The following is a 12,477-nucleotide window of genomic DNA, read 5'->3' as shown; positions in this document are numbered from 1 at the left end:
ATTCCGACTCCACACAGTCCTTTTTTGAGATTAGTCCGACAATGAGTTTTGCAGAAAGGAAGAAGGAATTATGTCAAAAGTATATCGCAGTAAGACGATGAATCAGGTAAGCACAGAAGATATCGGCAAGGAGGTAAGATTGGCCGGATGGGTAGAAAATATCCGTGACCATGGCGGTGTATCCTTTGTTGATTTGAGAGATATGTATGGTGTGATGCAGGTCGTTTTCAGAAACACGGAATTATTTAAAGGCATCCGTAAGGAACAGTGTCTGTCTGTGTGTGGTGTGATCGAGGAGAGGGATGAAGAGACCTATAACCCAAAGATTGAAACAGGGACCATCGAACTGAATGTCAAAGAAATTGAAATTTTGGGAAAGGTTTATAAAGACCTTCCTTTTGAAATCGGATCTTCAAAAGATATCCGTGAAGATGTTCGATTAAAATACCGGTACCTTGATCTTAGAAATCAGAAGGTGAAGGATAATATTTTATTCCGTTCAAAAGTGATTCGTCATTTGAGAAACAAAATGGAAGATATGGGATTTGTTGAGATCCAGACTCCGATTCTGTGTGCTTCTTCTCCTGAGGGAGCCAGAGATTATATTGTGCCTTCCCGTGTCCATAAAGGAAAGTTTTATGCACTTCCTCAGGCACCACAGCAGTATAAGCAGCTTTTGATGACAGCGGGTTTTGATAAATATTATCAGATCGCCCCATGTTTTCGCGACGAGGATGCACGTGCAGACCGTTCACCGGGAGAATTTTATCAGCTGGATTTTGAGATGAGTTTTGCAACTCAGGAAGATGTTTTTGCGGTTGGTGAAGAAGTTCTTTCGGACACATTTAAGACATTTGCACCGGAAGGTTATGCGGTAACAGAGGCACCCTTTCCGGTCATCAGTTATAAACAGGCGATGCTGGAATTCGGAACAGATAAGCCGGATTTAAGAAATCCTCTCCGCATCATTGATGTGACGGAGTTTTTTCAGAGATGTACATTTAAGCCATTTCATAAAAAGACTGTCCGTGCGATTCGCGTACATGCGGACCTCTCAAAAGGTTTCCATGAAAAACTTCTGAAATTTGCACAGGAGATCGGAATGAGCGGCTTAGGTTATCTGGAAGTTATGGAGGATATGAGTTATAAAGGACCGATTGATAAATTTATTCCGGAAGATATGAAAAAAGAACTTGCAGACATGGCGTCTCTCGGTGTGGGTGATACGATCTTCTTTATCGCTGCATCTGAGAAGCTGGCTTGCCGTTATGCGGGACAGATTCGTGACGAGCTTGGAAAACGTCTGGATCTTTTGGAAGATAAAGCTTATCGTTTCTGCTTTATTAATGATTTCCCTATGTATGAGGTGGATGAAGAGACAAAAGAAATCGGATTTACCCATAACCCGTTTTCAATGCCGCAGGGCGGTCTTGAAGCTTTAGAGACAATGGATCCGCTGGATATTCTTGCATATCAGTATGACATTGTCTGCAACGGTGTGGAATTATCTTCCGGTGCTGTTCGAAATCATGACCTTGAGATTATGGTAAAAGCCTTTGAAATTGCCGGATATGATGAGGAGACATTGAGAGAGAAGTTCGGAGCCCTCTACAACGCATTTCAGTTTGGCGCTCCGCCGCACGCAGGTATGGCACCGGGCGTGGACCGTATGCTTATGCTTCTGAGAAATGAAGAAAATATTCGTGAAGTTATCGCATTTCCAATGAACAGCAATGCACAGGATCTTATGTGCGGCGCACCGGGATTTGTTACAGAAAAACAGCTTAGAGAAGCTCATATTAAAGTCAGAGACTGATAGTTTTAAAGGACTGGTAAGGAAATTTTACCGGTCCTTTTTAAATGGGTGACATGAACTGATAAACGTGTTATTATTGTAGAAGTATCCTTTTTAGGAAATGATAATATAGGGAAATGATGATAGTGAGGGAAAGTCAAAAAAAACGTTATGAGATGGACATGTGCAGCGGACCGATACTGAAAAAGATGCTTTTGTTTGCGGTTCCGCTTATTTGTTCCAGTATTCTTCAGCTTTTATTTAATGCGGCAGACATTGTCGTTGTCGGACGTTTTGCGGGGGATAATTCTCTTGCGGCGGTCGGATGCAATACGGCATTGATCAATCTTTTAACGAACTTATTTATTGGTCTGTCGGTCGGTGCCAATGTGCTTACCGGTCTGTTTTATGGTGCAAAACAAGAGAAGGATTTGAGTGAGACGGTTCATACTGCCATGTTGATCAGTATTTTCAGCGGAATGATTCTGGCAGTCGGGGGAGCTCTCAGTGCGAAGTGGCTGCTGACGCTCATGAAAGTGCCGGGAGAGGTCCTTGATCTTGCGGCGCTCTATCTTCGGATTTATTTTATCGGCATGCCGTCAATGATGATCTATAATTTTGGCAGTGCGATTCTGCGTGCCGTCGGAGACACGAAGCGGCCGCTTTATTACCTGACATTTTCAGGTGTGATTAATGTTATTTTAAATTTATGTTTTGTTATTTTTTTCAAAATGGATGTGGCCGGTGTGGCTCTGGCGACGATCATTTCTGAAACAGTTTCCGCCCTCCTCGTTATTCGATGCATGATGCGAGAGAAAGGCGGAATACAGTTTATTCCTTCCAGATTAGGTATACACAGGGATAAGCTGCTGAAAATTTTAAAAATAGGTCTTCCGGCCGGTTTTCAGGGAATGATATTTTCTATATCGAATGTACTCATACAATCGTCTATAAATCTTTTTGGTGCTGCTGTTGTGGCGGGGAATTCGGCTGCAGGCAATATCGAAGGTTTTGTATATGTTTCCATGAATGCTTTTTATCAGGCAACGATCTCATTTATGAGCCAGAATGTGGGCGCAGGAAAATATGAGCGTCTTAACCGTATATTATTCAACGGATTGATCTGTGTTATTTTTGTAGGTCTGGTCATGGGGAATGGCTGCATTTTTTTTGGAAAGAATCTAATAGGAATTTATTCTTCCAGTCCGGAAGTGATTGAGGCTGGGCTGATTCGTTTAAAATATATTGCTACTTTGTATGCTATTGCAGGAATGATGGATGTGATGGTCGGCGGACTCCGGGGGATAGGATATTCGGTCATGCCGATGATCGTATCTTTGATCGGAGCCTGTGGTTTTCGTATTTTGTGGTTGGCAACAGTTTTTCAGATACCGGAATTTCATAATGTTCAGTCGATCTATATTTCCTATCCGGTGTCCTGGATTTTGACATTTTCAGCCCATCTTGTTTGTTTTATATGGGCGAGAAGGCGTATGAGCGATAGAGTGAAGTCTGTATCAGTTTAGGGGAGGAAGATGATATGAAGATAGCGGTTATGACAGACAGCAACAGCGGTATTTTTTCAGAGACAGGTAAGAAGATGGGGGTACATGTTGTGCCTATGCCGGTCATTATTGACGGAGAAACCTTTTATGAAGGCATCGATCTGACTCTGGAGAGTTTTTTTGAGCGACTGACAGGAGGAAGTGAGATTTCCACATCCCAGCCGTCACCGGGGGAGCTTCTTGATATGTGGGACAGGACATTAAAAGAAGGGTATGATGAAATTATCTATATTCCGATGTCCAGCGGACTGAGTAATTCCTGTTCCAGCGCGATCATGCTGGCCCAGGATTATGATGGAAAGGTTCAGGTGGCAGATAATCACAGAATTTCTGTTCCCCAGTATGGTTCCGTGCGGGATGCCTTAAAGCTTGCAGCGGATGGCAAGAGTGCAGCCCAGATAAAAAAAGCACTGGAGGATGCAGCCTATGACTGCAGTATTTATATTGCGGTCGATACGCTGGAATATTTGAAAAAAGGCGGCCGTATTACGGCAGCAGCGGCGGCTGTCGGTACCGTACTGCATATCAAACCGATTTTGACGATTCAGGGAGATAAACTGGATTCCTTTGCCAAAACACGAGGTACGAAAAAATGCCGCGCAAAGATTATTGAAGCGATACGGCATGACCTGACAGAACGTTTTGGAAAAGAAGATGTATCAAAAATGCGGATTGCAACAGCAGGTACATTCCGAAATCCGGAGGATGCGAAAGAGTGGCGAAAAGAAGTAGAAATTGCATTTCCGGAATTTGAAGTCGTTTATTTTGATCTTGGATGCAGTGTTGCGGCGCACACAGGACCGGAAGCTTTTGCCGCAGGTATTTATAAAGTGTTGGAGTAGAGGAAGAACAAATGAAGAGACATGTGGATATGGCAGATATATCGGACGGCAGACTTTATGATTCAAATGCTATGGTAAAAGCCGGATGCAGCGGCTGCGGAAGTTGCTGTAAGGGGATGGGAACAAGTATTGTTCTGGATCCTCTGGACATTTACCGTATGACTTCGCATTTGCAGTGCAGTTTTGAAATGTTGATGGCCGATAAAATTGAGCTCAACGTGGTGGACGGTATTATTTTGCCTAATTTAAGAATGAAGGGGCAAAATGAGAGCTGCGGTTTTTTGAATGATAAAAATCAGTGTGAGATTCATCCCTTTCGTCCCGGAATATGCCGGCTTTTCCCATTAGGAAGATATTATGAGAACAACAGTTTTAAATATTTTCTTCAGGTTCATGAGTGTAAAAATGAACATCCGTCGAAAGTCAAGATAAAAAAATGGCTGGAAGAACCGGAATTATCCAGACAGGAAGCATTTATATGCCGGTGGCATTATTTTCTGAAAAATCTGCAGGATATGTTGGATGAAAAGGAAGATGAAAGTCTTAGAAAGCAAGTCAGTATGTATGTTCTGAAGAAGTTTTATATGGATCCGATTGCCCCGGAGGATGATTTTTATAATGCAGTCGAAGGGCGGATCATAGAATCAGAGAAGATGTTTGGCATGTTGTAATATAAGGGAGGTCAGAAGGATATGAAAAAGATTGGAATATGCGGCACCGGGTTAATGGGAGCTACGATGGCACAGATCTTTGCGGAAAAGGGCTATGAGACCTGGCTTTGGGGAAGGACAGAGGCTTCTCTTGAGCGGGGGCGAAAGCTTCTTTCTGTCGGAGAGGGCGACGGGCTGTTTTTGACAACGAAGCTGGAGGAACTGTCCGATTGTGACATTATTATCGAGTCGATTGTGGAGAATCTGGAAGTCAAACAGGATTTTTTTGAGAAGCTTTCAAAAATCGTGAAGCCGGAAACGATACTTGCCACCAATACGTCAGGTCTGTCCATGAATCGTATTTGTGAGAGGGTCGATGGGAAAGAACGTTTTCTCGGTATGCATTGGTTCAATCCGTCCAATCTGATTCCGCTTATTGAGATCATATGCAATGACCGGACAGAGGAAGACTATGTTCAGAAAGTTTACGGACTGGCAAAAGCCATCGGAAAAAAACCGGTTATTTGTCATAAAGATGTGCCCGGATTTATTGCAAACCGGATCCAGTTTGCAATTTTGAGAGAATGTATGGATATTGTGGAGAAGGGTGTTGCGTCGGTTGAAGATGTGGACACAGTGATGAAATACGGTATCGGTTTCAGGTATGGGGCTTACGGTCCTTTTGAAGTGGCGGATTTTGGAGGGCTGGATACATTTTATCATATTTCAGAATATCTGAATGAGGATTTATGTGATGCAAAGGAGCCTCAGAAACTCATCGAAGATTTGTATAAACAGGGTTTTTACGGTGTAAAGAGCGGGCGCGGCTTTTATGATTACAGCGAAGGCCGGGGTCAGGAGGCTGTCGCACGGAGAAATCGTAAATACAAAGATATGAAAAATTTGATCGATAACTGGGAAGAATAGAGGCAAATACAGGAGGAAAATGAATGTTGTGGATAAAAAATGGTCGTTTGGTAGACCCGAAAAGTCAGACAGACAGAGTATGTGATATTTGTATTGAAAGGGATCGTATCGCGGGAATTTTTTCGCCGGGCGGTGCGGATCAGAAACATAGGGAAGAGGATCGTATGATCGATGCGCAGGGGCTTGTCGTGGCACCGGGGATGATCGATGTGCATGTACATTTCCGTGAACCGGGATTTACTTATAAAGAGGACATAGAAACCGGTGCGGCAGCAGCTGCAGCCGGCGGATATACAACGGTCATCTGCATGGCAAATACAAAACCGATAGTTGATAATGAGGAGACACTGTCTTATCTCAGAGAAAGAGCGAAAGATATGCCGGTCCATGTCCTGAACACGGCAGCTATCACAAAGGGTTTTAAAGGGGAAGAGCTGACGGATATGATCGGATTAAAAGCACTTGGCGCAGTCGGTTTTACCGATGACGGTGTGCCGATCAAAGATACGGCCATCGTGATGGAAGCGATGAAGATGGCAAAGGCCTTGAATGTTCCGTTAAGTTTTCATGAGGAAGATCCGGCTTTGATCGGCAGTTTCGGTGTAAATCAGGGACCTGTCTCTGCCGCAGTGGGGGTGGAGGGTGCTCCGGCTGTTGCGGAAGATGTACTGGTTGCCAGAGACTGTGCACTGGCTTTAAGTACCGGTGCGGAAATTGATATTCAGCATATCAGCAGCGGTACATCGGTGGCCATTGTCCGTGCCATGAAAGCGCTTGGTAAAAATATTCATGCAGAAGCCACACCGCAGCATTTTTCGCTGACGGAAGAAGCTGTTCTCGAAAAAGGAACACTGGCCAGAGTCAATCCTCCGCTTCGTACAGAGGCAGATCGTCTTGCGATCATTGAGGGGCTTAAAGACGACACAATTGATTATATTGCTACAGATCATGCGCCTCACAGCAGAGAGGAAAAAGAAAAGGATATGAAATCGGCTCCGAGCGGAATGATCGGTCTTGAAACCGCACTGGCTCTCGGAATTACCCATTTAGTGAAACCGGGACATTTGAGTCTGTCTCATTTTCTTGAAAAGCTGACAGTCAATCCGGCGGCACTGTATCATCTGGACGCGGGACATGTAGCTGTCGGAGGAAAGGCCGATCTGGTCATTTTCAGTGAAGATGAAACATGGACGGTGGGCGAGAGCTTTAAATCCAAGGCTTCTAATTCGCCATTTATCGGCGATACCCTTCAGGGAAAAGTCAAATTTACCATATGCGATGGAAAAATTGTTTATTCTGATGGAAAATTTTAGCTTTACATCAGATTAGAATGTGTTATAATAACTCCGGATAGTATTCCTCAGAAGAAACTATACCTTTTTAAGGGAATGCCCCGACGGGGCATACCGGTGTTATTATAAACTTGTTTGCAAATCCGCGATTTGTCATTGAATCTGTATGGAACTTATATCGTTAAACGAATGGGATTCTAACGAGAGCATCACCTGAAGGGAAGGTGATAGGATGCGAATAGGATTTGTTGGTGCAGGAAAAGTTGGCTTTACACTGGGCAGATATATGTCGGAACGCAACGTGTGTGTATCCGGTTACTATAGCAGATGTAAAGAATCGGCCAGACAGGCATCTCTTTTTACACATACGAAGTATTACGAGACACTGGAAGAAATTATAGCGTCGAGTGATGCTCTGTTTTTGACGGTTCCCGACGGAGCCATTGAAGACGTGTGGAATTCTATAAAACGATATTCTTTGACAGGCAAGTTTATTTGTCACTGTAGCGGCGTTATGACGTCCGCTGTATTTTCTGAGATTGACCAGATGGGAGCATTTGGTTATTCTATCCATCCTTTGTTTGCAGTCCACAGTAAACTGCAATCGTATCAGGAAATTTCTCAAGCTTATTTTACAATTGAAGGATCTGAATGTTATTTGGATTTTTGGAAAGAATTTTTTGAAAATCTGGGTAATCCTGTGCGTCTTATTCGTGCCGAACAGAAGGTGTTATATCATAGTGCGGCGGTTTTTGCCAGCAATCTGGTGACAGGATTATTTGAGACAGGTGTAAATCTGCTTATGGCATGCGGATTTGACAGAGAAAGCGGAGAAGCCGCACTGAAACCGTTATTTTTACATAATAGTCAGTCGGTAGCTTCGGTAGGTGCAAAAGATGCGCTGACGGGTCCTGTGGAGCGGGGCGATCTGAAAACGATCCAGAAGCATTTGAATGTTCTGCCGGAAGAGGAACGGGAAATTTATGTGCGTTTGTCCGAGGTTTTAACGGACATTGCAAAACGGAAACATCCGGAGCGGGATTATGATGAATTATCCCAATTTTTGAAAGGAATGGAGAATTTAAAATGAAAAACACAGTTGCAACCTTCCGCAAAGCGAAGGAAGAAGGAAAGAAGCTGTCCATGCTGACAGCCTATGATTATTCAACAGCAAGTCTTGTAGATGCAGCAGGAATTAACGGTATTCTTGTCGGAGATTCACTGGGCAATGTCATCCTTGGATATGAGGACACGATTTCTGTCACAATGGAAGATATGATCCATCACGGTGCTGCCGTGGCAAGAGGCGCTAAAAATGCCCTTGTCGTTGTCGACATGCCGTTTATGTCTTATCAGGGTTCTGTCTATGATGCCCTGAATAATGCAGGACGCCTTATGAAAGAGGGCAGAGCCAATGCGGTTAAACTTGAAGGCGGAATTGAAGTTGTTCCTCAGATTAAAGCCATTGTTCAGGCAGGTATTCCGGTCATGGGACATCTGGGACTGACACCTCAGTCTATCAACGCTTTTGGCGGCTATAAGGTACAGGGTAAGGATGAGGCAGCGGCTCAGAAACTTCTGGATGATGCAAAGGCACTGGCTGAAGCTGGCGTATTTGCCATCGTTCTCGAATGCGTGCCATCTGCACTGGCCACACTGGTGACCGAGGCCGTAGATGTGCCGACGATCGGAATCGGAGCCGGAGCTGGATGTGACGGACAGATTCTTGTATATCAGGATATGCTCGGAATGTTCTCAGATTTTACACCGAAATTTGTAAAACGTTATGCGAATATCGGTGAAGCGATGAAGAATGCATTCCAGTCTTACATTGAAGAAGTGGCAGAGGGCGTTTTCCCTGCGGAACAACATGGATATGGAATTTCTAATGAAGTCATTGAAAAATTATATTAGGAGGCAGCTGTGATGCAGATAGAAAAGACTGTGGCCGGTGTGAAAGCACAGGTCAGAGAATGGAAAAAAGAAGGCTTAAGTGTTGGATTTGTTCCGACAATGGGCTATCTTCATGAGGGACATAAAAGTTTAATTGACAGAGCTGTTCAGGAAAATGACAGAGTTGTTGTCAGTGTTTTTGTCAATCCGATCCAGTTTGGACCGACAGAAGACCTGGAGAGTTATCCGAGAGATTTAAATGCGGACAGTATCCTTTGTGAAAAAGCCGGTGCGGCACTTGTTTTTGCACCGGAAGTATCCGAGATGTATGCGGATAATTTTACAACATTTGTGGATACAAGCGGTGTGACAGAGGAACTTTGTGGAAAAAGCCGTCCGATTCATTTCAGAGGTGTGTGTACAGTTGTAAATAAATTATTTAATATTGTCACACCGGATAAAGCTTATTTCGGTGAAAAGGATGCACAGCAGCTGGCAGTGATTCGCCGTATGGTGAGAGATCTGAATATGAATGTCACTGTTGTCGGATGCCCGATCATCCGTGAAGAAGACGGATTGGCAAAGAGTTCAAGAAATACCTATTTGTCTGCAGAGGAACGTCAGGCAGCATTAGTACTCAGCAAGGCTGTTTTTGCCGGCAAGGCGATGATTGCTGACGGAGAGACAGATGGAGATAAAGTCCTTGATGCGATGAAGCAGATCATTTCGGCTGAACCGATGGCCCGAATTGATTATGTGGAAATGGTAAAATGGGATACGATTGAAGTTCACCATAAAGTGGACTGTCCGGTTTTAGTAGCTATGGCAGTATATATTGGAAAGACCCGATTGATCGATAATTTTATACAGGAGTAATGAATATGATAATGACAATGTTAAAAGGAAAAATTCATCGTGCGACAGTAGTTCAGGCAGAACTTGATTATGTGGGAAGTATCACAATTGATGAGGCACTGATGGAGGCTTCCGGAATTTCAGAATATGAACAGGTACAGATTGTAGATGTTAACAATGGACAGCGTTTTGAAACTTATGTTATCGCAGGCGAGAGAAACAGCGGAATGATCTGTCTGAACGGTGCAGCTGCACGTATGGTTCAGGTGGGCGATAAGATTATTATTATGTGTTACTGCGGCATGTCACCGGATGAGATGGAAGGCTATGCACCAAAGGTTGTCTTTGTGGATGAGGAAAACAAAGTAAGCAGAATCACACGTTATGAGAAACACGGACTTCTGTCTGAAATGGGTGAGGTAGGCTGATGCTCAGAGGAAAGACAGTTGTTCTTGGCGTGACAGGAAGTATTGCGGCTTATAAGATTGCCGGACTTGCAAGTTCTCTTGTAAAACTTCACGCGGATGTTCATGTGATCATGACAAAAAATGCTACAAATTTTATTCATCCGACAACATTTGAGACACTGACAGGAAATAAATGTATGGTCGATACTTTTGACCGGAATTTTCAGTTCAATATTGCACATGTTTCACTGGCATCCCGGGCCGATGTATTTCTGGTGGCACCGGCATCTGCTAACATTATTGCCAAAATGGCTTATGGTATTGCGGATGATATGCTCAGCACAACAGCGATGGCGATGACCTGCCCGGTCCTTGTTTCACCGGCGATGAATGTGAACATGTTTCACAATCCGATTCTTCAGGATAATCTGGCAAAACTAGAGCGTTTTGGAAAAATCATTATTCCGCCGGATCGGGGCTATCTGGCCTGCGGTGTTACCGGAGACGGAAAGATGCCTTCGGAAGAAGTTCTTCTGAGTTATATTTTAAGAGAGATCGCATGTGAAAAAGATCTTAAAGGAAAAAAGATTCTTGTGACAGCGGGGCCGACCCAGGAACCTTTAGATCCGGTACGTTATCTGACGAACCATTCGACAGGAAAAATGGGCTATGCCATCGCACGTCAGGCCATGCTTCGCGGAGCAGATGTGACACTGATCAGCGGACCGGTATCCATTGCACCGCCGCCATTTGTAAAAGTTGTTCCTGTTATACGTGCAGCGGAAATGTTTGAGGCAGTCAAGGCACGTTTCGAGGATCAGGATGTAATCATAAAAGCAGCGGCAGTAGCCGACTATCATCCGATATCTGAGGCAGAGGATAAAATTAAAAAATCAGATGCACAGATGTTCCTGGAACTCGGACGTACGACGGATATTCTGGCCTGGCTTGGACAGCATAAAAGACAGGATCAGGTCCTTTGCGGTTTTTCAATGGAAACAAGAGATGTGATTGAAAATTCTTCGGCAAAGCTTGCTAAAAAGAATGCGGATATGATTGCCGCTAACTGTTTAAAAGAAGACGGAGCAGGTTTTGGAACAGATACCAATCATTTAATTCTTATTGAAAAAGATAAAGTAGAAGATTTGCCTCTTTTATCAAAAGAGGAAGCAGCAGATCGGCTTCTGGACGCACTGAAACAGATCTGGGAAGAAAAAAACATCTAAAAAAGAGGAGAGTGTCATCGATGATTGCTGCAGTTGATATTGGAAATTCAAATATTGTTATCGGTCTGATGGACAACGAACGTAAGGTTCAGTTTTCGGTAAGAATTCGTTCAGATAAACAGAAAACCAAGGAAGAGTTTATGATTGAACTGAAGAACCTCATGGATATTTATCAGGTGAGTTTTGAGGGGCTTCAGGGAGTGATCATATCCTCGGTTGTGCCGGGACTGACAGATGTTGTTCGAAAAGGGATGGAGCAGATGACAGGAATTTCACCTTTCGTTGTCGGTCAGGGGATGAAGACCGGAATCCGTATTGCGACGGATCATCCGGCCAGCCTTGGAGTGGACTTGGTCGTGGATGCGGTTGCAGCTTCCGAGGAATATGAGGGACCTTTGATCATTTTTGATATGGGTACAGCGACAACCTGCTCAATCGTTGATGAGAAGCGGTCCTATCTGGGAACGCTGATCATGCCGGGAATCAAGATTTCTCAGGATGCGCTGACAGAGCGTACATCCCAGCTTCCATACATTCGTTTCGAGAAACCGAAGCATATTATCGGAAAAAACACGATCGAAAGTATGCAGAGCGGATTGATTTACGGCAATGCGTCTATGCTGGACGGACTTATTGATATTTTGAAAGAAGAGCTTGGAAAGGATGCGACTGTACTGGCGACAGGGGGTACTGCCGGTATGATCGTTCCTCATTGCAGGCATGACATTGTTTATGAACCGGATTTATTATTGAAAGGTTTATGGTATATCTATCAGAAAAATGCAAAAGAATCCTGATAAAAGCGGGGGATGGGAAGAAACTTCTCGTCCCTCATTTTTTTCATCAAATTGACACCTATTCTATTCGATGATAAAATCAAGAGGATATATATGACAAATTTAAGGAGGCAGAATAATGGATAATTTTGTAATTACGATCAGCAGAGAATACGGTTCCGGCGGAAGACTGATTGGACAGGCACTGGCTGAACGTCTGGGTATTGACTTTTATGATAAGGAAATGAT

Annotated in this window: 13 protein-coding genes; all 13 read left to right on the top strand. The window is 43.8% G+C overall.

Features of this window, described 5'->3' with window-relative positions; translation table 11 throughout:
- Window positions 1-70 precede the first annotated feature (70 nt).
- Entirely contained in the window at window positions 71-1,816 is a 1,746-nt protein-coding gene (aspS, locus tag QZZ35_RS06220; protein WP_291234462.1) for an aspartate--tRNA ligase, read from the top strand.
- A gap of 155 nt (window positions 1,817-1,971) precedes the next feature.
- On the top strand, window positions 1,972-3,321 hold the full coding sequence (locus tag QZZ35_RS06215) for an MATE family efflux transporter (RefSeq protein WP_334299452.1): 1,350 nt from the start codon (window positions 1,972-1,974) through the stop codon (window positions 3,319-3,321).
- A gap of 14 nt (window positions 3,322-3,335) precedes the next feature.
- Complete coding sequence (locus tag QZZ35_RS06210; RefSeq protein ID WP_291236612.1) at window positions 3,336-4,202, top strand: DegV family protein; 867 nt, start codon at window positions 3,336-3,338, stop codon at window positions 4,200-4,202.
- A gap of 11 nt (window positions 4,203-4,213) precedes the next feature.
- Complete coding sequence (locus QZZ35_RS06205) at window positions 4,214-4,873, top strand: YkgJ family cysteine cluster protein (protein WP_291236611.1); 660 nt, start codon at window positions 4,214-4,216, stop codon at window positions 4,871-4,873.
- Window positions 4,874-4,894: 21 nt separating this feature from the next.
- Entirely contained in the window at window positions 4,895-5,779 is an 885-nt protein-coding gene (locus QZZ35_RS06200; protein ID WP_291236610.1) for a 3-hydroxyacyl-CoA dehydrogenase family protein, read from the top strand.
- Window positions 5,780-5,802: 23 nt separating this feature from the next.
- On the top strand, window positions 5,803-7,092 hold the full coding sequence (locus QZZ35_RS06195; RefSeq protein ID WP_291236609.1) for a dihydroorotase: 1,290 nt from the start codon (window positions 5,803-5,805) through the stop codon (window positions 7,090-7,092).
- 211 nt (window positions 7,093-7,303) lie between these two features.
- Window positions 7,304-8,161: a Rossmann-like and DUF2520 domain-containing protein gene (locus tag QZZ35_RS06190; RefSeq protein ID WP_291234457.1), complete on the top strand. Its 858-nt coding sequence runs from the start codon at window positions 7,304-7,306 to the stop codon at window positions 8,159-8,161.
- On the top strand, window positions 8,158-8,985 hold the full coding sequence (panB, locus tag QZZ35_RS06185) for a 3-methyl-2-oxobutanoate hydroxymethyltransferase (RefSeq protein WP_291236608.1): 828 nt from the start codon (window positions 8,158-8,160) through the stop codon (window positions 8,983-8,985). Before QZZ35_RS06190 ends, panB begins: the two co-directional genes overlap by 4 nt.
- A gap of 12 nt (window positions 8,986-8,997) precedes the next feature.
- Window positions 8,998-9,840: a pantoate--beta-alanine ligase gene (panC, locus tag QZZ35_RS06180; protein WP_291234455.1), complete on the top strand. Its 843-nt coding sequence runs from the start codon at window positions 8,998-9,000 to the stop codon at window positions 9,838-9,840.
- A gap of 5 nt (window positions 9,841-9,845) precedes the next feature.
- Complete coding sequence (gene panD / locus QZZ35_RS06175; RefSeq protein ID WP_291234454.1) at window positions 9,846-10,247, top strand: aspartate 1-decarboxylase; 402 nt, start codon at window positions 9,846-9,848, stop codon at window positions 10,245-10,247.
- The gene (gene coaBC, locus QZZ35_RS06170; protein WP_291236607.1) at window positions 10,247-11,452 is read left to right on the top strand and encodes a bifunctional phosphopantothenoylcysteine decarboxylase/phosphopantothenate--cysteine ligase CoaBC; all 1,206 of its coding nucleotides are present in this window, start codon (window positions 10,247-10,249) and stop codon (window positions 11,450-11,452) included. Before panD ends, coaBC begins: the two co-directional genes overlap by 1 nt.
- A gap of 20 nt (window positions 11,453-11,472) precedes the next feature.
- Window positions 11,473-12,249 (top strand): type III pantothenate kinase, encoded by a 777-nt coding sequence (locus QZZ35_RS06165; RefSeq protein WP_291236606.1) that lies wholly within the window; start codon window positions 11,473-11,475, stop codon window positions 12,247-12,249.
- A gap of 118 nt (window positions 12,250-12,367) precedes the next feature.
- Window positions 12,368-12,477 (top strand): cytidylate kinase family protein (locus QZZ35_RS06160; protein WP_291236613.1); only part of this gene is annotated, 110 nt, incomplete at its 3' end.

It is taken from the genome of Frisingicoccus sp., assembly GCA_016298055.1.
Classification (GTDB): Bacteria; Bacillota; Clostridia; order Lachnospirales; family Lachnospiraceae; genus Frisingicoccus.
Note: the sequence above shows the minus strand (reverse complement) of the source record. Positions and strands in the feature narration are given on the sequence as shown.